20 protein-coding genes and 1 pseudogene are annotated in these 24,430 nt (G+C 67.1%); 16 read left to right on the plus strand and 5 right to left on the minus strand.

From position 1 onward, the window contains the following. Positions 1-117: 117 nt before the first annotated feature. From JUB11_RS21805 to JUB11_RS21820, 4 genes and pseudogenes are all read left to right on the plus strand, one after another. Positions 118-858, plus strand: a pseudogene (locus JUB11_RS21805) (IS1595 family transposase); the annotation flags it as partial. Between the two features lie 476 nt (positions 859-1,334). Next, the gene (locus tag JUB11_RS21810; protein WP_207460795.1) at positions 1,335-2,456 is read left to right on the plus strand and encodes a hypothetical protein; all 1,122 of its coding nucleotides are present in this window, start codon (positions 1,335-1,337) and stop codon (positions 2,454-2,456) included. After that, positions 2,446-2,883, plus strand: coding sequence for a hypothetical protein (locus JUB11_RS21815; protein ID WP_207460796.1), 438 nt, complete (start codon positions 2,446-2,448; stop codon positions 2,881-2,883). The genes JUB11_RS21810 and JUB11_RS21815 overlap by 11 nt, the downstream gene beginning before the upstream one ends. Then, complete coding sequence (locus JUB11_RS21820; protein WP_207460797.1) at positions 2,873-3,493, plus strand: hypothetical protein; 621 nt, start codon at positions 2,873-2,875, stop codon at positions 3,491-3,493. Before JUB11_RS21815 ends, JUB11_RS21820 begins: the two co-directional genes overlap by 11 nt. A 360-nt stretch (positions 3,494-3,853) precedes the next feature. Here JUB11_RS21820 and JUB11_RS21825 read toward each other — a convergent pair whose 3' ends face one another. Both JUB11_RS21825 and JUB11_RS32885 read right to left on the minus strand, forming a co-directional pair. Beyond that, positions 3,854-4,216 carry a hypothetical protein gene (locus tag JUB11_RS21825; RefSeq protein ID WP_207460798.1) on the minus strand — a complete coding sequence of 121 codons (363 nt, stop codon included), beginning with the start codon at positions 4,214-4,216 and terminating at the stop codon, positions 3,854-3,856. Between the two features lie 189 nt (positions 4,217-4,405). After that, positions 4,406-6,457 carry a HAMP domain-containing methyl-accepting chemotaxis protein gene (locus JUB11_RS32885; RefSeq protein WP_247887235.1) on the minus strand — a complete coding sequence of 684 codons (2,052 nt, stop codon included), beginning with the start codon at positions 6,455-6,457 and terminating at the stop codon, positions 4,406-4,408. Between the two features lie 329 nt (positions 6,458-6,786). Between JUB11_RS32885 and JUB11_RS21835 the strand changes: the two genes are divergently transcribed. The 10 genes from JUB11_RS21835 (at position 6,787) to JUB11_RS21880 (ending at position 15,189) form a co-directional block, all read left to right on the plus strand. Further along, positions 6,787-7,314, plus strand: coding sequence for a CYTH domain-containing protein (locus JUB11_RS21835; RefSeq protein ID WP_207460799.1), 528 nt, complete (start codon positions 6,787-6,789; stop codon positions 7,312-7,314). Positions 7,315-7,724: 410 nt separating this feature from the next. After that, positions 7,725-7,907: a hypothetical protein gene (locus JUB11_RS21840; RefSeq protein ID WP_207460800.1), complete on the plus strand. Its 183-nt coding sequence runs from the start codon at positions 7,725-7,727 to the stop codon at positions 7,905-7,907. A gap of 280 nt (positions 7,908-8,187) precedes the next feature. Continuing rightward, positions 8,188-8,436 (plus strand): hypothetical protein, encoded by a 249-nt coding sequence (locus tag JUB11_RS21845; RefSeq protein WP_207460802.1) that lies wholly within the window; start codon positions 8,188-8,190, stop codon positions 8,434-8,436. Next, positions 8,426-8,638 (plus strand): helix-turn-helix domain-containing protein, encoded by a 213-nt coding sequence (locus tag JUB11_RS21850; RefSeq protein WP_207460804.1) that lies wholly within the window; start codon positions 8,426-8,428, stop codon positions 8,636-8,638. The genes JUB11_RS21845 and JUB11_RS21850 overlap by 11 nt, the downstream gene beginning before the upstream one ends. A 135-nt stretch (positions 8,639-8,773) precedes the next feature. Further along, entirely contained in the window at positions 8,774-8,980 is a 207-nt protein-coding gene (locus JUB11_RS21855) for a hypothetical protein (RefSeq protein WP_207460806.1), read from the plus strand. Between the two features lie 150 nt (positions 8,981-9,130). Continuing rightward, positions 9,131-9,589, plus strand: coding sequence for a PRC-barrel domain-containing protein (locus tag JUB11_RS21860; protein ID WP_207460808.1), 459 nt, complete (start codon positions 9,131-9,133; stop codon positions 9,587-9,589). 309 nt (positions 9,590-9,898) lie between these two features. Then, complete coding sequence (locus JUB11_RS21865) at positions 9,899-10,168, plus strand: hypothetical protein (RefSeq protein WP_207460809.1); 270 nt, start codon at positions 9,899-9,901, stop codon at positions 10,166-10,168. Positions 10,169-10,387: 219 nt separating this feature from the next. Continuing rightward, positions 10,388-12,841: an EAL domain-containing protein gene (locus JUB11_RS21870; RefSeq protein WP_207460810.1), complete on the plus strand. Its 2,454-nt coding sequence runs from the start codon at positions 10,388-10,390 to the stop codon at positions 12,839-12,841. A gap of 528 nt (positions 12,842-13,369) precedes the next feature. After that, complete coding sequence (locus JUB11_RS21875; protein ID WP_207460811.1) at positions 13,370-14,560, plus strand: histidine kinase dimerization/phosphoacceptor domain -containing protein; 1,191 nt, start codon at positions 13,370-13,372, stop codon at positions 14,558-14,560. A 17-nt stretch (positions 14,561-14,577) separates the two neighbouring features. Further along, on the plus strand, positions 14,578-15,189 hold the full coding sequence (locus JUB11_RS21880) for a chemotaxis protein CheX (RefSeq protein WP_207460812.1): 612 nt from the start codon (positions 14,578-14,580) through the stop codon (positions 15,187-15,189). A gap of 9 nt (positions 15,190-15,198) precedes the next feature. On the opposite strand, the gene JUB11_RS21885 is transcribed toward JUB11_RS21880, so the two are convergent. Next, positions 15,199-15,423: a hypothetical protein gene (locus tag JUB11_RS21885; protein WP_207460813.1), complete on the minus strand. Its 225-nt coding sequence runs from the start codon at positions 15,421-15,423 to the stop codon at positions 15,199-15,201. Positions 15,424-15,969: 546 nt separating this feature from the next. Here JUB11_RS21885 and JUB11_RS21890 point away from each other — a divergent pair. Then, positions 15,970-17,628, plus strand: coding sequence for a methyl-accepting chemotaxis protein (locus JUB11_RS21890; protein ID WP_247887236.1), 1,659 nt, complete (start codon positions 15,970-15,972; stop codon positions 17,626-17,628). An 87-nt stretch (positions 17,629-17,715) separates the two neighbouring features. On the opposite strand, the gene uvrB is transcribed toward JUB11_RS21890, so the two are convergent. Next, positions 17,716-19,878 (minus strand): excinuclease ABC subunit UvrB, encoded by a 2,163-nt coding sequence (gene uvrB, locus JUB11_RS21895; RefSeq protein WP_207460815.1) that lies wholly within the window; start codon positions 19,876-19,878, stop codon positions 17,716-17,718. A gap of 269 nt (positions 19,879-20,147) precedes the next feature. On the opposite strand from uvrB, the gene JUB11_RS21900 reads away from it, so the two are divergent. After that, entirely contained in the window at positions 20,148-21,779 is a 1,632-nt protein-coding gene (locus JUB11_RS21900) for a histidine kinase dimerization/phosphoacceptor domain -containing protein (RefSeq protein ID WP_207460816.1), read from the plus strand. Between the two features lie 30 nt (positions 21,780-21,809). Here JUB11_RS21900 and JUB11_RS21905 read toward each other — a convergent pair whose 3' ends face one another. Beyond that, positions 21,810-24,413 carry a tetratricopeptide repeat protein gene (locus JUB11_RS21905; protein ID WP_207460818.1) on the minus strand — a complete coding sequence of 868 codons (2,604 nt, stop codon included), beginning with the start codon at positions 24,411-24,413 and terminating at the stop codon, positions 21,810-21,812. Positions 24,414-24,430 lie beyond the last annotated feature (17 nt).

Below are 24,430 nucleotides of genomic sequence, written 5' to 3' on the forward strand. Positions count from 1 at the left end.
GGCGGTGGCGCGCCAGCGCCAGCCTTGACGCGGGACGACCGCCCTGGCACCCAACCTTATTCCTGCTTGATCCGCATCACGGTATCTCCCCACTGGTAGACTCGCGGTATTCGGTAGCTGTTCGCGTGGCGCAAGCTGCCGATCCGCGACTACCTGATCGCCATCGTGATCTTCGTCAACGCCGTGAAGGGGATCAGCGCCCTACAGCTCGGGCGGGACCTGAACGTGCAGTACAAGACGGCCTACGTCCTGGCCCACAAGCTGTGCGAAGCCATGGCCGCCGAAATGCGGGGCGTGGTGCTGGGCGGGGAAGGCGCCGACGTGGAAGTGGATGGTTGCTATGTCGGCGGCCACGTCCGGCCCGAGAACGAGAAGAAGGACCGCAAGGACCGCCGCCTTGCCGAGAACCAGACCAGCAAGCGCCAGGTCGTCGTCGTCGCCCGCGAGCGCGGCGGCAAAACCCTCACCATGGTCCTCAAGTCGGAAGAGGAAGGCGCCGCCTTCATCAAGGGCCGTGTGGATCACGCCTCGACCCTGCACGCCGACGAAGCCGCTGGCTGGAACAGCCTTGCCCGCTTCAACATGAAGCGCATCAACCACCAACAGGCCTACAGCTCGGATGAGGCCTGCACCAATCAGGCGGAAAGCTACTTCGCCCGTCTGCGCCGCGCCGAGTGGGGCCAGCATCACCGCATCAGCGGCAAGTACCTGACCCGCTACGCCGCTGAGATGGCATGGCGCGAGGATCACCGCCGCGACAGCAACGGCGACCAGTTCCGCGCTATGGGCTTCCGCGCCGCCGCGCTGCCGCCGTCCGTGGATTGGTCCGGCTACTGGCAGCGCAGCAAGGCTGCCTAATCAATGCCGACGCCCGACCGCCACGAGTCGGACGGCATGCTCCTCCGACTCGTGGGCGGGCCGGGCTGCCACGCTCCGCCAATCGGTGGACTTCACCGGGTACTGGCAGCGCCATAGGGCTGTGTGATCGCCCCCCGAGTCGCCCCCAAAATCGGACTGCTCGGTGTACAGGCACCCTGATGGCAGCAAATTTTCCTCTATAACGAAATATGCATCGCAACCGGTCCAGAGTGTAGGATCTACAATTCTTATAATTGCGGGCAAAACGCTGCATCACAGACGTAACGAAGGCAATCGGAGTTAATCAAACAACACGCAGAATTTTTCATCTCCTACCAGAACACGCATACGAATGATCCCCTGCTTCAAAAGTACTGAGTAAAAGGGAACCCTTTCACGTATCTAACGATTGTCTTGCGTTTCTTGAATGGCTTCGGCCAGTGTGGCTGGTCGAAATTAGTTTGTAAGACATACCGATGAATGCAAGCGCAACCCCTGGTCCGACGTCCGCCCCCGCTATCGATGGCGCAAAGCTGCTCCGCAGTCTCGTCGAGCGTACGGATTGGCCTGTCGCTAGCAACATCCTTCGTTACCATGGTCTGCGTCTCGGACGTGGAGCGAAGGGCACAATATTTAAGCTTCGTGAGATGATTGCCAATGGCGCCATAGGGCAGGCGGACCTCCGGAGGCTCTTTGTACGCTACAAAGAGAACTTGGCGTATGGCGATAAATACGTTCGCTTCTACGACATTGGAGACGCCTCTTGGCCCCAGATCAAAGCATACGCTGACAGCGCACGAGCTGAAGTAGGCCCGTTTTCGGCAAGCTTCCCATACATGCTCACTGAGTCTGAGTTGTCGAATATTGCGCCAAACAATCCCGTTCTGTCCGCCGTTGAAAGGTCGCCTCTAGGAATAACTCTCTATTACTGCTCCAACCGCGTTCATTTCGTTAGAGAAAAGATCAACACATACGAAATGGAAGAAAGGATATCTGAAGCTTTCAAAAAGTATGACGAAGTCATTGGAGTGAAGGTTTCCAAAAAACAGGCTGTTGATGTAATTTGGATCCCTAATGACGGGGGTCCGATTGAAATTAGAGTTGATGCAAATGCATGCCCAATAGTCGAAACCTCCATGGCTGCACATGAAATACTTAGGATAAATTTCAATGAAGCAGTCGGACTGAATGTCCTAAACAAAGCGGTCAACCTTTTCCCTGCCATTCAAAACATTTACATAAATGATGAGGATTGCCGAGTTACCGAAATGGCTTTTATGGCCGGCACGGGCTCGCATAAACATGAGACAATGCGAAAGTCTCAGACATGCCTGAGAAAGGAGCGGTTTCATGAAGCCGGTGTCGGCGCCCTTGAAGGCGACATTCGAGCGCACCTTATTACCGTTTTTTGGGAGTATGAGATTAACTCAGATTTTTCATCATACCCCGAACTCAAAATTCAGGGACACTTTCGGCTGATTGATCATACCGAACCTGAACTACATGATGCACTAATTCGTCGCTCGTGGGGTGCCGCCGATTATGGTATGGTTACGTTCCGCCTCCTTAGCAACCTTGCTCCAAACGATGGAACTTAACGAGTATACACAGCAATTAGCTGCTGAACTGGAGCGCCGCTTGGGGAGCGGCGCTGAGGCTGAGATATGCCTAAGCGCTACAAAGTATTTATTGACTACACCAGCAGAGCGCCTGGAAATGCTGTCCTACGGCTCGCTGTACGCAGCTATGGGTCAAAAACACGGCCGAATAGAATTTATCAGAGCCATGCAGATATTGTCGGGCTCATGGCTTAATCTTTTGGACATTTTCTTCAAGTTTTATGACAAAAACTCCAACGAAGAATACGATGTTGATAACGATGAGGTTCTAGCCGCACAGAAGGACGGGCGCCTTGTTCATCCAAAAACTGGAGATCTAGTTGAGGATTATGAAGAAGATTTGTTGATATATTTCTGCGCCTCAGAGAAGCTTAAAGATATGAAGAAGAAAGTTCATGCTCGATAAGCTAACTATGAAAGAGTTCATTGATTCTGGGTTTTCGCCACGCTCCCAAACGGCGTTTCTAGAGTCTAAGCTCGCCAAGAATTATCATGACTTCTTGGAGGCTTTGCATTTAGCATTGGACAGCGCTGTGGCAAAGTTGTGTGAAGGGCGCCATGTCCTAAAAGGGCAAAACGAAAATCAGCTAACGTTCCATATCACAACCGCTTTAAGTCATATGGGTTTTGACGCGACATTTGACACAGCGGTCAATGGACATTGTGATATAACAGTAAAAGATGCTCGCGGCTATCTGTGGCTTGGCGAAGCGAAAATACATAAGGGATCTTATGACTGGCTTTTTGAAGGTTACAACCAGCTTGTAACGCGCTATGCAAGCGGCCTTCCGAACCAGGATGGCGGCGGCCTTTTGATTTACACCTTCAAAGATCGCGCCGATCAAATGATGACAAGGTGGGCTGCGCACATCACAAAGAAGCAAAAAGGGCTCACGTCCTCGCAATGTTCACTTAATAGAATGTGCTTTTTTACTGAAGGCGTGCAGGAGGCCACCGGAATTCCTATGAAAGTAAGGCACATACCTGTGCCTCTTTACTTTAGGCCACTGGCCTAGGATACCACCCTGATTCTCCAAAGCTATTCATTCTGCGAAGCGCGCCTAACTTATTTCCGCGTATAGGCTTGTTCACCCCTCCGCCTTCACCGGCCTCCACCGCGCGCCCGCGCCCACCCGAACGCCACCCCCTCTCCGCCCTGGGTGTGTTTGCTACCGAATACCGCTTCGCTGTCGCTTTGCAGAGCCCCCTCACCCTCCCCTCTCCCCGGAGGGGAGAGGTTTTTGTTCGGGAGCTTTGGGACGGGCTGGTTTTGGGGCGTGGCGCTTCGGTGATGGCGCGCCGGAAGAGAGCGATCGTCACCGTTCCTGCCCCGGCTATCCGGTGCCCTGCAGGGCCGGCAAAGCACTCTTCCCCCATCACTCCACGGGCGGGTCCCGGTCCAGGGTGGCGTTGGCGTCCAGGCCGCGGCGGCGGAGTTCCTGGCGGATCAGGATGCGCAGGGCGAGGCGGGGGTCCGGCGGGCCTTCGGTGAGGGTGTCAAAACGGGGAATGGGTTCGCCGGGGCCGTCGGCGAGATAAAGGGCCTTCATCTCACCGACGGTCATGGTCTGGAGACGCTGGCGGGCGGCGCCCAGCGATTCCGGCTGGGTCGGGTCGAAGAGCAGCGGCGCGTGCTCGGTGTCGGGTTCGCGGCGTTCGGTCCCGAGACCCGGCAGCGTGCGGCGGACGGCGCCGAGGAGGCGGAGGATCGGGGCGATCAGCGGCGCGGGGCTTGGCAAGGTCGAAGGCATAAGGATTGAACAGCGCGCGGGGCCGGGAGGTCACGGGTAACGCCGACCTTGTTCCGTCATGGCGGCCATTTGTGCGGGCGCGCGGGAGCGGGACAAGGGACGCCACGGGTGCCTGGAGTCGCGAAAAGGGCGCCGCGTGGGGCGCCCTTCCCGTCCGTCCGGTCCGTCCTGCGCCGGTCAGGCGGCGCGGACGGTGGCGATGAAGTTGGTCACCTCGGCCTTCAGCCGCTCGGCTTCCACCGCCAGGCTGTTGGCGGTGCCGAGCACGTCGTCCGCGGCCGTGCCGGTTTCGGTGGCCGCCTGGGTCACGCCGGTGATGTTGAGGTTGACCTCCTCCGTCCCGCGCGCGGCCTGGGCGACGTTGCCGGAGATCTCGCCGGTCGCGGCGTTCTGTTCCTCGATGGCGGCGGCGATGGCGGTGGCGATCTCGTTCATGTCGGCGATGGTCCGGCCGATGCCGACGATGGCGTCGCGGGCGCCGCCGGTCGCCCCCTGGATCTCCTTCACCTTGGACTGGATCTCCTCCGTGGCCTTGGCGGTCTGGGTGGCGAGGCTCTTCACCTCGCTGGCAACGACGGCGAAGCCCTTGCCGGCCTCACCGGCCCGGGCCGCCTCGATGGTGGCGTTCAGCGCCAGAAGGTTGGTCTGGCCCGCGATGCTGTTGATCAGATCGACCACCGCCCCGATCTGGTTCGCGGCGTCCACCAGCGCGCGCATGGTGCCGGTCGTGCGCTCGGCCTCCCGCACGGCCTCCCCGCTGATGCGGGTCTGGGTGGAGACCTGACGGCCGATTTCCAGGATGGAGGCGGCCAGCTCCTCGGTCGCGGCGGCCACCGTCTGCACGTTGGCCGAGGATTGTTCGGACGCGGCGGCAACGGCGGTCGCCTGGCTGCTCGCCTGGGCAGCGGTGGAGGACAGGGCCGTCGCCGCACCCTGCATCTGCGTGGCCGAGGCGGCGACCGTCTCCACGATCCCCTGGACGCTGTGCTCGAAGGCGGAGGCCAGCCGGTTCAGTTCCGCCTTGCGCTGCGCCTCGGCGCGGGCCTCGGCGGCCTTGGCTTCTTCCTCCATCGCGCGGGTGCGGATCATGCTGTCGCGGAACACCTGGACGGCCTCGGCCATCTCGCCGATTTCGTCGCGGCGCCCGGCCGCCGGGATCTCCGCCGCCGTGTCGCCGCCCGCCAGACGGCGCATGGCCGCCGTCATGGACACCACCGGCACGGCGATGCTGCGGCCGATCAGCCAGGCGAGAATGACGCCCAGCCCGCCAGCCAGGGCGGAGAGCAGGAGCGCCAGCGTCTTGGTGCCGGCGGCCTCGGTGGCGGCGGCATCGGCCACACTCCGCTGCATCCGGCCCGCCGTGTCGCGGATCTCCGACGAGAGCGCGCGGATCGCGCCCATGGTGGAGGTCATCGATCCCTCGACCGTCTCCTCGATGTCCAGCGTCACCGCCGCGAGCTGCTCGAACCCGGCGCGGTAGGAGGCCAGCATGGATTTGGCCAGCGCGACGCGCTCGTTCTGCGCGGTGTCGAAGTTCAGGTTGCCACGGTCCACGACGGTCAGGGCCTTCTCCGTCGCGTCGATCTCCTGGAAGACGCGGGCGACGTCCTCCTTATCCTTGGCGGCGAAGAAACGCGCCGCGGTGAATCGGGCTAGAAGGAAGCTCTCCGTCGCTTCCGCCGCGGCGGCGAGCGTCACCACGTTGCTGGCGTTGTATTCGGCGACGCGCATCTCCTTCAGGACCGCGCGAAGCTCGAGACCGAGCTGGTTCAGGACCTCCTCGTTCAGGCGGTCGCGCTGGCCGGTCTTCTCGATCACCGCGCCGAACTCGGCCTCGTAGCGGGACTTGAGGGCGGAAATCTCCTCCACCCGCTTCAGGTTCTCAGGCGTCTGCATCCCGGCCTTGGCGGCGGCCAGCTTCTCCGTGGACGCGGACCAGTGCGCCTTGAAGTCGGCGACCTGTTCGGCCGAGGCGTCCTCCATGTAGCGCCGCACGGCGATGCGCGCCTCCATCAGGCTCGCGTCGGCCTCCGCGCTGTTGATGGCGATGCCGGACTGCACGGAAAAGCGGCGGAGGTCGGCCTCCCCCCGGTTCGCGGACAGCCAGGACGACACCCCCATGCCCACCAGCAGGGCGAGCACGCTGGCGAACCCCACATAGATCTTCGTCCGCGTCTTCAGATTCGCGAAAACACCCGCACCGCGCCGCCCACGCTCCACGACTGACATTTTCCCCCCGATTTTGATGGTTCCGGCCCGAAAGGGGCCTGATCGCCCCGAGACTGCCTATTCCTGTATGCGTCGAACCTTTAACCGAAGGTTACGGAAACAGGCCTTTGAAGGGGATTTCCTATACCGGAGGGTGCAACGCGCTCCTGTCGGCGCCGCTCGGGAGGGGGCGGCGGCACGCAGGGGCATGCGCCGGGCCACCACGCCTCATGCCGTGCAGGTCTTACGGCCAAGCAAGCCTGCTATCACCCGGGGCCTATGTCTTGCGCGTGACGGAAAGGTTGAAGCTGTGTTAACAGTCCCGCCATCACCAACAGCCGGTACGTCCGATGGCTCTGGAAATCGAGCGCCGCTTCCTGGTCCGTGAAGGCCACGCGATCTGGACATCCGATTCCGTCAGCATCGTGCAGGGTTACATACCGCTCCGCTCCGGCGGCAATGTCCGCATCCGCATCACGGGGCAGGACGCCGTCATGACCATCAAGCGCTGGGTCGGTCCGGGCGTGCGGGAAGAGCGGAACACGCCCATTTCCTTCTGGAACGCCGCCACGCTTCTGAAAACCCGCTGCGTCGGCGGCATCGTGGAGAAGACCCGCCACCATGTGACGGTCGGCGACCATCTCTGGGAGGTGGACTTCTTCACCGGGGCCAACGAAGGCCTCGTCATCGCGGAGGTCGAACTCGACCACCCGCAGGAGCCGGTCGAGCTGCCGGACTGGGTGTCGGACGAAATCACCGGCGACCGCCGTTACGGCAACTCCATGCTCGCCAAACAGCCCTACGGGAGCTGGGACGGCTTGGTTCCCTTCCCTGCCGGCCGCACGGACGCGCCGGACGCGGGGCTCCGCGCGGCGTAAGGGCGGCGTAAGGGGCGAAGGGGGGCCGGCGGCGAAAAAAAGCCCGCCACGGCGGGGCCGGGCGGGCGAGGCGGGTTGTCTGATGGTCTGGCCGACCAACGCCGGCCGATATGGGGGCGGCGGCCCCGGATGCAAGAAGGCCCCTCGCCACGGACGGGCACCGGTGGACCGCCACCGGCTTATCGCGATCCCTGTCTCCGACGCCGCTCTGGATCCGCGCCTTGAACGCCGCCGGCCGATGACCGGACAGCTCGCCCCTTCCATCCACCCCTTTTGATGTACGACACGGTAATAGACTGTTAACCACAATGGCCGATCTTGGTATCACTCGCACGAGCCGGGCGGGACGATCCGCGGGATAGTCATCGGGTTTTCATCCTTGCGCGGCATGGCACGGAAGGGGACAGGACATGAGCAGCATGATGGTCGCGGAGAAGGAAATCGTCGGACGTCACTCCGCCTCGGAGGAGACGCTCTCTCTTCTGCGCCGGGTCGAGGAGCATCTGTCGCGCCACATCGAGGCGGTCGGCGGCACGGCGGCGGCGCCGACCACCGCCGAACTGCTCGGCGACGTGCGCGCGGTGCTCGCCTAAGGCGGAGCGGCGGCGCCCGGCCGACACCGGAGCGCGCCTGACATCCCCAAGAGCATCCCCATGATCGACGCCCGGCTCTCCCCTGAGAGCCGGGCGTTTTTCTTTTCCGGATTGCAGCAAATTGTCGCCAAAGGACAGTGGCGGCATCCCCGCGTATGACGCAACCTGCGGGACGATCACGGATCGGTCTGCGCGATTTTCGCCACCCGGACTGATCCAAGAAGGGCGCTGCTCCGAACAAGTGGTTGGATGACGAGCGGGTGCGGTGATGGGGCGGTATTTGACCAACGATCAAAGACTGTGGCTGGCGACGGCGCACCCCGACCGCTGGGACCTGAAGACGAGTCCGGACGGCGAGGTGGTGGAGCTGTGCCTGCGGCACGGGCTGATCCGACCGGGCGACCGGCCGGGCGAGCTGTGGAAGCTCACCGCCGCCGGGGGCGAGGCCCTGCGGGAGCTGCGCGGACCGGCGCCTTTAAGGCCGCGGGCGTTGCGGTACGCCAGGGTCCGGGAACGCCATGACTCCTGAACAGTGCTACGCGGCGCGCAAGAGGCTGGGCTGGTCGCAGGTGCAGCTCGCCGACCGGGCGGGCCTGCGCCTGACGGAACTGGCCGCCTTCCTGGCGAAGGACGCATCCGCGGACCGCTCGGTTGCCCGCCGGCTGCTGCGCACCTTCCTGGACGCCGGCCTCGATGTGCGGGCGTTGCCGGCGCGCCGGCCGGGGCTTTGAACGGGGGATTTTCCCTTTCACGCGGCGCGCCTTTCATACCCTGGAACTCACCCCGGCCGTTCCTGTTCCTAAAGCCCGGCATCCATAGGGATGGCCCTTGGTGATGGACCTCCAGCCGGGCTTCGAGGTGTGGGCATGCAGGTCGTCGAGCTGACCGAGGAACAGAAGTCGTGGCTCCGCACGGCCGACCCCGTGACGCGGGAGTTGAGTCCGGGAGCGCCGGCGCTGGTCGTGCTGGGTTGCCTCGCCATGGGGCTGGTGAAGCAAAGCAGCCGACCGCGCGGCTGGAAGCTGACGGACACCGGCGGCCGGGTGCAGAGCCGGCTGCGCTGGCTGGTGTAGAAGCGCCAGAAGCGAATCCCGGCTAACCCATGCGCGTGTGACAAAGCAGGGATTCGGCCAAATTCTGTGGCAACCCTAACACAGCCAAACCATTTCCTCTCCATAGGCAGCGTGCTTGAAACAATCTGCTTGAAACTAAGGAGAGCAGCCGTGTCGAAGCGTTTCCTCGGGTCCCTGTCGGGTCTGGTCCTGCTCGCGGCGTCGATGGCCGCACCCGCCCTCGCGGGCGAAGCGGGCTGCGCACGGGCCGACGAGCCGCCGAAGGTCGGCAACGCCGTCGTCTCCGACCTGGACGACCTGATCGACCGAGCGGTGGTGAGCAAGGACGGCGAGACGGTCGGCAAGGTGGAGGACGTGGTCCTCGACGCCTGCGACGACCCGCTGGAGATCGTCGTCGCCAAGCCGGTGGGGGCGGACGAGGAGCCGCAGGCCATCGCCGTGGCGCCGGCCCGAATCCGGTTCGAGGCGGGCGAGACCGCCATCACCCTGACCGACCTGACCGCCGCGCAGGTGCGCGCCCTGCCCAACTACCAGTATGACGACGCGCTGGTGTCGCTGAACCGCGACATGGCCCCGGAAGCGGCACCCGAGACGTCCCTTCCGAAGTGAGCGGCCGCTTGCGGCCACGCTCGTGTCAGGCTGCGGTCAGGTTGGGCTGGTAGACAGGATCCCGCCGGGCGGGGTTCCCCGCCCGGCGGGCCTGCCCCGCCCCCCGGTGCAGGCCCCGTTCGGGCCGCGGCGCTGTACGCGGCCGGGCACGCTTACCATCCCATACCTCTACGCCAGGGCGAGAGCCCTGGTGTTCTTTCAGAGCTGTTCTTTTCCGGAACGGTCTTTCCGGTGTGGGTGCCCGGCCGGGGTGCGCTGGCGGTCCTCCTGAAACGGCCGAAGGCCGAAACACGAATTGGGAGGAAGACCATGCGTTGCCATCTTCTGGCGTCCCTTGCCCTCGCCGTCGCCCTGCCGGCGCTTGCCCTGGCCCCGTCGCCCGCACGGGCCGACGACGCCCAGTCCTGCCAGGCCGGCGTCGAGATGATCCGGGCGGAAATCGCCAAGAACCCGGCCGAACCGCTGCTGAAGAAACTCCAGAAATCCCTGGCTGAAGCCGAGCGGGAAATGAAGGAGGCGGAGTTCGACGAGTGCGTCGAGGCGGTGGAGGAGGCCAAGGAGGCGCTTAAAAAGAAGTAAGGAAAACGGCGGCGGAACGAAAATTCCGCCGCCCGCGAGGAATCTTTCCGGCAGCCGCGTGAAAGCCGCGTCAATCATTCATCCAGCAATCCGGCGCGGCCCCTTCCTTGCCCGGAACCTTCACGGTTTCTCAACTTCGTCCTCATACTGACGTATTCGCGTAAACCGATCGGGCCGGCGCAACGTATCGGTGAAGACGGAATGCATGGGGGATGAAGAGTGCCGGAGTGGTCCAAACCCGACGCCGAGCCGCGCGAGCGCAGGGCCTTCTGGTGGACGCAGGCCGCCATCGGCGGGCTGGTCCTGATCATGTTCGTGTTGCTGTGGGCGGCCACGCTGACCCAGATCGCGCACGACCGCGCGAACACGGAAGCGGCGGCGCGCCAGCAGGCCGCCGACCTCGCCCGCGCCTTCGAGGCCCGGCTGGTGGACCGGATCGAACGGATCGACCATGCGCTGAAGCACCTCCGCCAGGAGATGATGGAGGAGCCCGGCCCTGTTCGCGGGCGGCTGGCTGGCCTGCGTTACCATGTCGACGACCCGGCCCTGATCAACCTCATGATCCTGGACGCGGAGGGCCGTCTGGTCGATTCGACCGCCGTGCACCAGCAGGGGACGGATTACAGCGACCGTGAGTATTTCCGGGTGCACCGCGACCGGCCGGCGGACGGCGCCGACGCGCTGTTCATCAGCAAACCGCTGCTGGGACGGGTTTCGCAGCTCTGGGTCCTGCTGTTCACCCGCCGCATCGAGGGGCCGGACGGGCGCTTCGCCGGCGTTCTGGGCATCGGGATCGACCCCTTCAAATACGCCGACCTCGCCGCCGACCTGCCGGTCGGACGGGAGGGTGCCGTGTCCATCGTCGGCATGGACCGCGTCTTCCGCATGCTGCACAGCGGCCCCGCCGAGGGGGCCGCGCTGAGAGCCCTGATCGGGAAGGAGGTGCCGGGGGAGCGGGCCTATTTCGACCTGGCCCGCCCGGCGACCGACGTGCTGCGGGTGCCCGCGGCACTCGATTCGCGGGGGCTGATCCTGGCCTACCGGCGGCTCGCGAAATTTCCGCTCGTCGCCAATGTCTCCTTCACCGAGGCGGAGGTCTTCGCCGCCGCCGAGGAACGCGCGCTGTTCCTGCGGCGCTCGGCGCTCGCCGCGTCGGCCGGCATCCTGCTGTGCGCCTTCGGGCTGTTCCTGCTGCGCAACGGCCAGCACCGCACCCGGATCGCCCTGATCCGCGCCAACGGCCTGCTTCGGGGAAACGAGCGGGTGCTGGAGGAGCGGGTTCGGGACCGGACCCGGGCGCTGGAGCTGTCCAACCAGCAGGTTCGGGAGCTGGCCTACAGCGACGGGGTGACCGGGCTGCCAAACCGCGCCCTGCTCGCCGACCGGGCGGAGCAGGCGGTGCAGGCGGCGCGGCGCTACGGCCGCAAGCTGGCCTTCCTGTTCCTCGACCTGGACCATTTCAAGACGGTCAACGATACGCTCGGCCATCAGGCCGGGGACCAGCTGCTGGCCGCCGTGGCCTTGCGCCTGCGCGCGGCGGTGCGGATGTCCGACAGCGTGGCGCGGATGGGCGGCGACGAGTTCGTGGTGATGGTCGAGGAGCTGGAGGATTCGCGGGACGCCGCCCACACCGCCGACCGCATCATGGCGGCGCTGCGCACCCCCTTCTCCCTGGAGGGGCGGGAGCTGCATGTCGGGGTGTCCATCGGCATCGCCATGTTCCCCGACGACGGCGCGGACATGCCGGCGCTGCTGAAGAACGCGGACACGGCGATGTACGCGGCCAAGACCGCCGGACGGAACGCCCTGCGCTTCTTCAGCCCGGCCATGACGGAGGCCGCCGAGCGGCGGCTGGAGCTGGAGAGCGCGTTGCGCCGGGCGGTCGCCCAGGCTGATTTCACGCTGGTCTACCAGCCGAAGATCTACGCCGCGACCGGGCAGCTCTGCGGGGTCGAGGCGCTGCTGCGCTGGCACCATCCCGAACGCGGCTGGGTTCCGCCCAGCGAGTTCATCCCGCTGGCCGAGGAGATCGGGCTGATCGAGCCGCTCGGGGCCTGGGTGATCAACGAGGCCTGCCGCTTCATCGCCGGCTGGGACGGGCAGAGCCTCGGCGCCCTGCGGGTCGCCGTCAACGTCGCCGCCGGCCAGATCAACCGCGGCGACCTGGGCGCGGTGGTGGAGCGCGCGCTCAAGCTGCACGGCATCGACCCCGCCCTGCTGGAGATCGAGGTGACGGAAAGTGCCGTCATCGCCGACACGGCGCGGGCGACCGCGACGCTGAACCGGCTGCGGGCGCTGGGGGTCACGGTCGCGCTGGACGATTTCGGGACCGGCTATTCCAGCCTCGTCTATCTGCGGCGCATCGACATCGACAGCATCAAGATCGACCGCAGCTTCCTGACCGACGTGCGGCCGGGCAGCCGGGACGCCGATCTCGTCCGGCAGATCATCCGCCTCGCCCAGTCGCTGCGGCTGTCGGTCGTCGCCGAGGGGGTGGAGACGGCCGAACACCGCTCCTTCCTGGAGGAGGCGGGCTGCGACATGCTCCAGGGCTACCACATCGCCCGGCCGATGCCGGCGGCCGACCTCCGGGACTGGCTCGCCCGCCGGCAGGACGGCCGCAAGGCGGGCGAGCCGCTTTCCCGTCAGCCCAGCCAGCTCGCCAGGGCGTAGACGGCGACCAGCGCGCCGACGGCGAGGATGAGGATGTCCATGGAGCCGAGTCCCCGTCCGTTCCGTCCATCGATCCGTTGCATCGCGGGCCTCCTTGCTGGATTTGCACCTTCAAGGAAGATGGCGCGGCCCGAAAACGAATCAGCTTGGGAAAAGGAGTGGGACCAGGGCATGACCGGGGGGCCGGATGCCCGAATTCCCGGAGAGCGAGGGCCGCCGGGGCGGCCGGCGGTCCTCGCCACCGTGGTGCAGTCGAGAGAGACCGGGGAAAGCCAACTCTCACCCGCTACAACGGTGCCGCCGGGGGAGCGTTGCCCGCGCCCCAATTTTGTCACGGGAATGATGCGCGCGCCTTGGGCGGAGGTTCATACGAACTTCCGACCACTTGCGGACATCCGGCGGATCATGTGACTTATCCCCGCCCGGCCTTGATCCATGTCAATGCGGGGCGGTTCGAAAGGGGGCATGCTGGCCGCTTGCGCGCGGGCAACCCCTTACCCCGCCATCACCGAAAAGGCAGACGGCCGCATGACGTCGGCAGAGATCCAAGCGCTCGAGGCCACGGTCGCCAAACTCCAGCACTATCAGAGCACCCTTCAGGACTACAGCCGCCTCCTGGCAAGCTACATTCCGGTCGAACGGCTGCTGCCGTTGACGGCGCTGCGGCTGGTGCGGGGGGTCGGGATCTCGCACAGCAAGGTGCTGCGCCACGACGACACGCGCGGCGACCTGCTGCTGGAGGCCGGCATGGGCTGGAAGCCGGGCGCCATCGGCCAGGCGCACTTCTCCATCGACGCCGCCTCGCCGCCGGGCCGGACCTACCAGACGCGCACGCCGAGCTTCATCGGCGACCTGCCCAACAGCGCGGAGTTCCGCTACAGCGACTTCATGCGGGATCACGGCATCCGGTCGCTGGTCAACGCGCCGATCGTCAGCGGCGGCGTGGTGTGGGGGGTGCTGGAGATGGACAGCACCGACGCCGACCGGTTCGACGAACACGACGCGCGCTTCCTGCTGACGATGGCGAACATCCTGGGCGTGGCGATCGAGCGGGCGGCCGACCACGACGCGGCGCGCAGCGCCATGATGGCGGCGGCCGCCGCCGCCGCCGACGCGGCGAGCGTGAAGGACCTGCGGCTGCGCGAGATGCAGCACCGGATGAAGAACCATCTTGCCGTCATCTCCTCCATGCTGCTGCTGGAGCAGCGCCATCACGCGGACGGCGGCGTGAAGGCGCGGCTGCGCGCGCTGATGGACCGGGTCACCGCCATCGGCATGGCCCACGACCAGCTGAACGCCCGGCAGCAGGACACGGCGGTGGACCTGGCGCCCTATCTGGGCCAGCTCGCGGGCAACCTCGCCCTCCAGCACGGGTCGCTCCGGGTGGAGACCGCCCTGGACAAGGTGGTGGTGCCGCTGGACCATGCGGTGCCGCTGGGGCTGATCGTCAACGAACTGATGACGAACGCCGCCAAATACGCCTTCCCCGGCGGAACCGGCGGTACGGTGTGGGTCGAGCTGAGCTGCGACCAGGATCTGGCGGAGGGGCTGCTGGCGGTGGCCGACGACGGGGTCGGCATGGGACCGCCGCGGCCCGGCAGCATGGGCGGCATGCTGCTGGAGGGGCTGGCCCAGCAGGTCGGCGGAACGCTGGACCGGCCGGCCATCGAGCGGGGCACGCGGGTGGAAGTCCGCTTCCCCATTTCCGGCGCGGTGTGAGAAGGGTGGACCCGATCATGCCGAACAGACTAACCGACCTGGAACGCGACGCCCTGACCGAGCTGGTCAACATCGGCGTCAGCCGGTCCGCCACCAACCTCAGCCGGATGCTGTCCGAGCAGGTGATCCTGTCGGTGCCGAGCGTGGACATCGTCAGCCGGTCCGAGGCCGCCCATCTGGTGGCGTCCGGCCGGCGCGACAGCTTCGTCGCCGTCGGCCAGGAGTTCGAGGGCAGCTTTTCCGGGCGCGCCCTGCTGATCTTCCCGGAGGAAAGCAGCCAGGAGCTGGCCCACAGCCTGCTGGACGATACGGTCGGGCAGGACGCCCTGAAGGAGATGGAGCAGGACGCCCTGAGGGAGGTCGGCAACGTCATCCTGAACGGCTGCCTCACCGTGGTTGCCAACACGTTGCGCGAGAACCTGGACATCAAGGTCCCCTACGTCACGCGCGGGGACGCCTTCCAGCTCTTCGCCCCGGACGGCGCGGCCGAGGGGCTGGTGATCTTCCTCTACGTCGATTTCTCGGTGAAGAGCCGCTCCATCCGCGGCTACATCGCGCTGGCCATCGACCATCTTTCGATCGAGCAGCTCAAGGCGATGGTGAACGGCTACATCCGGAACGTCCTGTAGGACACCCGTTCAGGCCTCCGCCCCCGGCAGGGCATCGGTGCGCCTGCGGGAGATGCCGCGGCCGTTGCGGCGCCCGACCTTGCCGATCCGGTCGCGCTCTTCCTTCGCGATCTTCCAGGCTTCCTTGCTGCCCTTGATGGGCCCGGCAAGCGTCGCGATCACCGACCCGCGCGGGCAGAGCATCACCACGGCGTAATGTCCCTTGGGGTCGGCCAATTCCTTGATGGAAACCATGTTCGGTCTTCTCGCCTATTCGTGGGATTTAGGACGAATGCCGTACACCGGAATCGGCGGCGCCACCTGTTGCAAGTTTGGGGTAGGGCCGTGGCAATTTTCGGAAAGGCTTTTCCGCGCAAGAGGATGAACGGCCGGAACCGGACCCCGGCCGATCCCCTGCCCGTCTCCCGGATCAGGCCGGCAATGCTGATGCAGAGAAGGAAAAGCGTTCTGACGCGCGTGGAGAGTCGCCCAGGGTACCGAACCGTTCAGGCGTGGTCTGCCGGGGTTCTGGGGGCATTCTATCTTCCTTGCCGAGAGCGGCCCGCATCGCACCATGACTTGGGGAAGGGCCAGCACTCTTCGCGTCCTTGATGGCCATGACGCCTCGGGCATCCGGCCTCGCGCGCAAATCGGTCCGCCAAGACAGGCGCCGACGCCGGTAATGTTTAAAATTTGTAACGAATTGTTTAGACCTTTCCGTTTAGGCCTTCTCCAGAGACATACTATCATATGCAACGGGGTGGGGAAATGAGCGGTCTTCTGTCACGCGCAAGCGTCAGCTTGAAAATCTACGTCCTCGTGGGGCTGATGGCCTTCGTCGCCGCAGCCATCGGGGCCATCGGCTATGTCGGCATGCACACCTACGACGAGAAGGTCGACGAGATCCAAGCCCGGTCCGAACGCGCTCTGCTTGGTGAGCGGGTCAATTCGCTGATCTTCAAGATCGTCATGGATTCCCGCGGCATCTACGCCGCCGGAAACGCCGAGAACGCCGCTCCCTTCTCGAAGGCCATCCTGAGTTCCACGCAGCAGATGGATGAGCTTCTGGCGAAATGGCAGGGCTTGTTGCCGGCGGACCGCAGGGCAAGCTTCCAGGAGGTTCGCCAGAACGCGAACGAGTTCATCAGGATCCGAAATGAGGTCGCCCGCCTCGGCATGGAAGCCGGTCCCGAGAAAGCGCGGGAGCTTGGCGATACCCCCACGTCGAGGGCAAACCGCACCGCGCTTGGAAAGGACATGGAAGCCCGCTCGCAGCAGAATATGGACGCCATCCAGCAGGCCAATGATGAGGTGGGCGTGTTCAATTCACGGATCATGACCACCATGATGGTCGTCGGTGTCGGCGGGATCGGGTTGGCGCTGCTGGTGAGCATTCTGGTCGCCCGGTCCGGAATTTCCCGCCCGATTGCCAGCATCACCGAGTCGATGTCGCGCCTTGCATCCGGCGACACGTCGGCGCCGGTCCCCGGCCTGGGGCGTCGGGATGAGATCGGAGGCATGGCGAGAGCGATGGAAGTGTTCAAGCGGAACGCGATCGAGCGCGAGCGGCTGGAAGCCGCCGAAGCGGTCGAGCGCGCGGCCAAGGAGCGGCGCAACGCGGAGGTCGAGCGGCTGGTCCAGGGCTTCGACCGCAACGTCACGGGCATCCTGCGCACCGTCGCCTCGGCCGCGACCGAACTGGACGCCACCGCCCACGGCATGTCCCAGACCGCCGACGCGACCAACCGGCAGGCCGCCAGCACCGCCGCCGCCGCCGAGCAGGCCTCTGTCAACGTGCAGACGGTCGCGGCGGCGACGGACGAGCTGAGCGCGTCCATCACCGAGATCAGCGGCCAGGTGGCGCGGTCCACGGCCATCGCCGGGCAGGCCGTCGGCGAGGCGCAGCAGACCAACACGCGCGTCCAGGGCCTCGTCGATCAGGCGCAGCGCATCGGCGACGTGGTGAAACTGATCAGCGACATCGCCAGCCAGACCAACCTGCTGGCGCTGAACGCCACCATCGAGGCGGCGCGGGCCGGCGAGGCGGGCAAGGGTTTCGCCGTCGTGGCGAGCGAGGTGAAGAGCCTCGCCAACCAGACCGCCAAGGCCACGGAGGAGATCGCCCAGCAGATCGCCGCGATGCAGGCGGCCACGGGGGAGGCGGCCTCGGCCATCAACGGCATCGGCGGGACCATCTCCTCCATCAGCGAGATCGCGACCAGCATCGCGTCCGCCATCGAGGAGCAGGGTGCCGCGACCGGCGAGATCGCCCGCAACGTGCAGGAGGCCGCGCGCGGCACCGAGGCGGTGACGAGCAACATCACCGAGGTCAGCCAGGGCGCCACCCAGACCGGCTCCGCCGCCGGACAGGTGCTGGGCGCGGCCGGCGAGTTGTCCCGCCAGTCCGAACTGCTGAAGTCGGAGGTGGAGCAGTTCCTGTCGGGCATCCGCGCGGCGTGACGACCCGCTGACAAACACAAGTGGGGTCCAGGGGCCATCCGGCCCCTGGCGGGTGGGCACGGGAGGGCGGCGCCCTCCCGGCTTTTCTTACCCCTTCCGCCGGCGCCCGCCCCTGCTCGCCTTGGCGGCCGCCTTGGGCGCGCCTTCGGGCACGCCGCGGGCCATGCGGGCGGTGCTGATGCCGATGGAGCCGGGCTGTTCCAGCCCGAGGTCCATGGCCTCCAGCCGGCGCAGCTCGTCGCGCAGGCGGGCGGCCTCCTCGAACTCCAGGTCGGCGGCGGCGGCCTTCATGCGCTTCTCGATGTCGGCGATGACCTGCTTCAGGTTGTGGCCGACCAGATTGTCGGCGCCGGCGTCCACGGTGACGCGGTCGCCGCGCTCGTAGACGCTGTCGAGGATGTCGCCGATGGCCTTCTTCACCGATTCCGGCGTGATGCCGTTCGCCTCGTTGTAGGCCATCTGCTTCTCGCGGCGCCGCGCGGTCTCGTCGATGGCGTACTTCATGCTGTCCGTGACCTTGTCGGCGTAGAGGATGGCGCGGCCCTCCAGGTTGCGGGCGGCGCGGCCGATGGTCTGGATCAGCGAGGTCTTGGAGCGGAGATAACCCTCCTTGTCGGCGTCGAGGATGGCGACCAGCGCGCATTCCGGGATGTCCAGCCCCTCGCGCAGCAGGTTGATGCCGACCAGCACGTCGTAGGCGCCGAGCCGCAGGTCGCGGATGATCTCGATGCGCTCCAGCGTCTCCACGTCGGAGTGGATGTAGCGCACGCGCAGCCCCGCCTCGTGCAGGTATTCGGTCAGCGCCTCGGCCATCTTCTTGGTCAGGGTGGTGACGAGCACGCGGTAGCCCTTGGCCACCACCTGCTTGCACTCGTCGATCAGGTCGTCCACCTGCGTTTCGGTCGGGCGGATGATGACCGGCGGGTCGATCAGGCCGGTGGGGCGGACGACCTGCTCGACGAAGACGCCGCCGGTGCGCTCCATCTCCCAGGGGCCGGGGGTGGCGGAGACGAAGATGGACTGCGGGCGGCCGCCGTCCCACTCCTCGAACTTCAGCGGGCGGTTGTCCTTGGCGCTGGGCAGGCGGAAGCCGTAATCCACCAGCGTGGTCTTGCGCATGAGGTCGCCGCGGTACATGCCGCCGATCTGCGGCACCATGACGTGGCTCTCGTCGACGATCAGCAGCGCGTCGGGCGGCAGATATTCGAACAGCGTCGGCGGCGGCTCGCCCGGCGCACGGCCGGTGAGGTAGCGCGAGTAGTTCTCGATGCCCGCGCAGGAGCCGGTGGCGGCCATCATCTCGATGTCGAAGGTCGTGCGCTGCTCCAGCCGCTGGGCCTCCAGCAGCTTGCCCTCGGCGTTGAACTGCTCCAGCTGGGCCTTGAGGTCGATCTTGATCTGCTCGATGGCCTGATTCAGCGTCGGCTTGGGCGTGACGTAGTGGCTGTTCGGGTAGATGCGCACGGCCTCGAGGCTGGCGAGCTTCTCGCCGGTCAGCGGGTCGATTTCGTGGATGCCGTCGATCTCGTCGCCGAACAGGGAGATGCGCCAGGCGCGGTCCTCCATGTGGGCGGGGAACAGCTCCACCGTGTCGCCGCGCACGCGGAAGAGGCCGCGGCCGAAGGCCACGTCGTTGCGCTTGTACTGAAGCTCGGTCAGCTTGCGCAGCAGTTCGGGCAGCGCCACCACCATGCCCTTGCGCAGGTCGAAGGTCATCTCCGAGTAGGTCTCGACCGAGCCGATGCCGTAGATGCAGGAGACGGACGCCACGATGATGACGTCGTCGCGCTCCAGCAGGGCGCGGGTGGCGGAGTGGCGCATCCGGTCGATCTGCTCGTTGATCGAGGATTCCTTCTCGATGAAGGTGTCGGTGCGCGGGACGTAGGCCTCCGGCTGGTAGTAGTCGTAGTAGGAGACGAAATACTCCACCGCGTTGTTCGGGAAGAAGCTCCTCATCTCGCCGTAGAGCTGGGCGGCCAGCGTCTTGTTGGGCGCCAGCACCAGGGTCGGGCGCTGGACCTGCTGGATGACGTGGGCGATGGTGAAGGTCTTGCCCGAGCCCGTCACGCCGAGCAGCACCTGGTCGCGCTCGCCCTGGCGCAGCCCGCCCATCAGCTCCTCGATCGCGCGGGGCTGGTCGCCCGAGGGCGTGTAGTCCGAGACGATCTGGAAGAGCTTGCCGGGCTCGAGCTTGCCGAGCGGCTTGGCGGCGGGCTTCTGCGGGATGGCGGAAAGGACGGGGCTGGCCATGGGCGGCGACTCTGAGCTGGCGGACCGGTACGGAAAGTGAACCGGATATATGGTTCAGCCGCAAGGCCCATGCCAGGGCGGAGTTCGGGACGCGGCCCAGACATACCCGGATAGGTCCTTCCCCGGCGGAAGCGGCTCTTTCGGACCGCCGCGCCGCGCGGGACCGGCGGCGGCTTGACAAAGGCCGCCCCGGAGACGCGTGATAGCGCCATGGCGGCCTCCGGCTGGACGGGTGCGGACAGGCGGAAACGGGCGGAAAAACGGACGGAATGAGCGTATCCTTTCCCAGGACCGATCCCGGAGCCGACGGCGCCGCCGCCGCGAGGCCGAGGCGCCGCGCGGCCCTGGTTGCCGTCGCCATGGCCGGGCTGCTGCTGGTTCTGGTGATCGTGCTGACCGGGCTGTTCGTCTGGCAGGGGCAGCGCGACGCGCGCGTCGCCGTCGAGGCCAGGGCGACCAGCGCCGCCTTCACCGCCTCCTCCTACGTCCGCTGGTTCGTCGAGGCCAACCTCCAGACGCTCCAGCGGGTCGCCGATTCCATCGCCCGCGACCCGTCGCTGCTGCAAGCACCCGCCGTGAAGACGCTGGACGACGCCGTCGCGGCACTCCCCGGCGAGGTCGGTATCCGGCTCTTCGACGCGGAGGGACGCCCCGTCCTGTCCAGGGGACCGGCCACCGCCATTCCCGACATCGCCGGCAGCGCCCTCTTCGCCGAGCTGAAGCAGGGGCGGGATTGGACCATCGGCAGCTTCATGGCCGGGCCGGAGGGCGTGCGGGGCTTCCCGCTGGCCCGCCGGATCGAGCAGGACGGCCGCTTCCTCGGAGCCGCCCTGGTCTTCGTGCCCGCCGAACTGCTGGCGCGCTTCTGGGAATCGATGGACATCGGCCCCGGCTCGACCGTCGGGCTGCTACGCGACGACGGCTGGCTCGTGGCCCGCTACCCGGTTCCGGACAGGCCGCTCAACCTGTCGAACTATGTCCTGTTCACGGAGATCCTGCCGCGCGCGCCCGATGGCGGCGTCTACGCCCAGGACGCATCGCCGGCGGACGGGGTCGGGCGGATCGTCGGATACCGGCGCGTCGCCGGGCTGCCGCTGGTGACGGTGGTGGGCGTCCCCCTCGCCACGCTGGACAGCGGCGTGTGGCGCCGGGTCGCCGAGATCGCGGCCGTCGCCGTCCCGATCTGGGTCGGGCTCCTGGTGCTGTCTCTCTTCACGGTGCGGCTGCTGCACCGGGAGGAGCAGGCGCGGCTGGCGCTCGCCGACGCGCTGGAGCAGAACCGGATGCTGTTCCGGGAAATCCACCACCGGGTGAAGAACAACCTCCAGACGGTCACCTCGCTGATCCAGATGCAGCCCGGCCCTGCCGCCGCCAAGGAGGAGCTGACGCGCCGGATCGCCGCCATGACCGCCGTGCACGAGCACATCTACCGCTCCGACCAGTTCGACCGGATCGACGTCGCCGACTATGTGCGGACGCTGCTGGACCGGCTGAAGGAAGGGAACAGCCCGTCCGTGGCGGTGGAGTGCGACCTCGCCTCCGTCGTGGTGGGGGCCGACGAGGCGCTGTCCATCGGGCTGATCGTCAACGAGGTCGTCACCAACGCCTTCAAGCACGCCTTCCCCAACGGCCGTTCCGGCACCATCCGGGTCACCATCGAGGCGGCCGGCGCCGGGACCGCCCTGCTTTCGGTGCGGGACGACGGGGTCGGCTACCGCCCCGGCGCCTCGGCGGGCATGGGCAGCCGCCTGATCCAGGGGTTGACGCGGCAGATCGGCGGCCGGTGCGAGTTCCGCAACCAGGGCGGCACCCTGTTCACCCTGGCCTTCCCGCTGCCGGGGGAAGCCCCCCTGACCGAGCGGCGCCCGGCGGAGGCCCCACCGGTGGCGCCCGCCGCGTAATTGGGCGCCAGGGAATCCGACCGCCGGGAATCAGCCGGCCGGGACCGTGATCGGGCGCGGTGCCGCGCCCGCGCGATGCAGGTCCCACATGGCCTGATAGGCGGCCTCGATGTGGCGCGCGAAGCCCGGCGTGTCGAACAGCGGGCATGAGGTCCGGGCCGCCGCCAGGCGCCCGGCCAGGGCGCGCAGCCGCGCCGGGTCGCGGGCGAGCGACAGGGCCGCCACCTCGTAATCCTCCAGGCTTTCCGTCACCAGCTCCGGCAGCCCGGCCGCGCCGAGCAGGCTGGCCGCCACCCGCCCCGCGAAACTCCTGCCCCGGCAGGTCAGCACCGGCAGCCCGGCCCAGAGCGCGTCGCTGGCCGTGGTGTGGGCGTTGTAGGGCAGCGTGTCGAGGAAGAGATCCGCCAGCCGGTGGCGCGCCAGATGGCCGGCCAGCGGCAGGGGCGGTGCGAAGACGAGCCGTTCGGGCGCGATGCCGCGCAATGCCGCCTCCCGGCGGAGGTTGGCCTCCGCCGCCGCGTTCCCCGCGAAGAGCCATAGCACGCTCCCCGGCACTGCCCGGAGGAGGCGCCCCCAAAGGTCGAACATCGCCGGCCCGATCTTGTAGGGGCTGTTGAAGCAACAGAAGACGAAGCCCTGCTCGGGCAGCCCGCATTCCGCTCGCGTGGGCGTGGCGCCGACGGCACGGCTTCGGTCGTTGGGCTGGTAGCAGTGCGGCAGCCGCACCACCGCTTCCCCGTAATGGGCCTCCTCGCCCGGCGGGATCACCACCGGGTCGGCGAGGATGTAGTCGATGAAGTCCGCCGCCATGGTGCCGGGATAGCCCAGCCAGTTCACCTGCACCGGAGCGGGGCGGGCCGCGAGGATCGGCGTGCGCGCGAAAGCCGTGTAGCCCATGAGATCCACGAGAATGCCGGTGCCGTCCGCGGCGATGAGGCGGGCCGCCTCGGCGTCCGAACGGCCGCGCAGATCGACGAAGCGCTCCACCGCCGAGGCGAGGCGCCGCCGCATGGGGCTGCCGTCGTCCATGCCCGTGGAATAGGCCGTCACGGCGAAACGGCCGCGGTCGTGCAGTTCCAGAAGCTCGGCGATGAGATTGGCCACCGCGTGCTCGTGGAAGTTCGCCGACAGATAGCCGATCCGGATGCGCCCGTCCGCAGGAGCGGCGGGAACCCGGGCGAGCGGGGAAAGCGGAACGACTCCCCTCGCCTTCAGCCGCGCCCAGCGCTCCGCCGCGGCGCGCTGGTCGGCGGGCGTTGTGTCCAGCGCCAGCAGGCCGAAGGGCGGCAGCGGCTCGGCGGCATCACCGGTCCGGGCCTGCCCGCGCAGCCGCTTCAGAAGCAGCGCTTCGCGGATTTCCAGGTCGCGCCAGTCGCAGGCGTGCCGCTGGTGATGAAGCAGCTGTGCGACGGCGCTGCCGTCGGCGGGGTCGAGCCGGAAGGCCCGGCCATAGGCGTCGGCGGCCTGGGCGTGACGGCCCGCATGGCCCGCCGCCACGCCCAGGTCCAGGTAATGCCTCGGGTTGCCGGGGGCGATGGCGACGGCGCGACGGCAGGCTTCCGCGCCCTCGGCGGGGCGGAAGCTTTCCAGGCGGATTTGCGCCACTGTCCGCCAGGCCTCGACGCTCATTGGGTGCCGGGACAGCAGCCGGCGTAGGACCTCCAGGGCGCCGCCGTCCTTCAGGGCGTGCAGCGCCCGCGCGCGGTTGAGAAGCGCCTCCGGGAAATCGGGCCGCAGGGCGATTCCGGCCCGGTGCTGGGCCATGGCCTCCTGAGCCCGTCCACCGTCCCAGAGGAGCTTCGCCAAGCCGTCGCGGGCGCCGGGGTCCGAGGGGGCCAGGCGAACCGCCCTGATCCCGGCGCGTACCGCCACGTCCCGGCGCGCCATCCCTGCCGCCCCGGCGCCGAGCGCCTGCCAGGTCCGCGCGTCCGCCGGTTCGATGGCCGCCGCGCGGCGTGCGGCGTGCAGCGCGCCGGACGGCTGCCCTTCGCCCAGCCGGAGCCAGGCGAGATTGTGCCAGGCCTCCGTCTGGGCGGCGTTCAGACCAATGGATTCGCGGTAGGCGGCCTCGGCCTCCGCCGCGCGGCCGAGCCTGACCAGGACGTTGCCCAGCCCGTTCCAGCATCCCGTGTTCCGCGGGGCGACGCGCACCGCTTCCCGATAAGCCTGTAGGGCTTCAGGGAGGCGGTCCTGGGCCTGGAGCGCGTGCCCGAGATTTCCATGGACCGCCCCGAGATTCGGCTGCTTCGCCAGCACCGCGCGGTAATGCTCCTCCGCCTCGCGCGGCCGGCCCAGATTGTGGTGGGCGAGCCCCAGCCCGTAGCGGGCGTCGATGGAGGACGGCGCCAGCCGGCAGGCGGCGCCATAGGCCGCCAGCGCCGCGTCCCAGCGCCCCATGGCCCCGAGGGCGGCGCCGAAATCGAGAAAGGCTTCCGGGTCCTCGCGGATCGCCAAGGACTTCTGGAGCATGGACAGCGCCTCGCCCATCCGCCCCATCCGGGAGGCGAGCACGCCCAGCCGGTGCAGGGCGGCGGCGTTGCGCGGATCGACGTCGAGGATGCGGAGCCAGGCGGCACGCGCCTCCTCCAGCCTTCCGGCCCGCTCCAGCTCATTCGCGCGCGCGACAGCGTCCATCCGTCCCTCTTGCCGCC

Source organism: Azospirillum sp. SYSU D00513 (genome assembly GCF_017356015.1).
GTDB lineage: Bacteria > Pseudomonadota > Alphaproteobacteria > Azospirillales > Azospirillaceae > Azospirillum.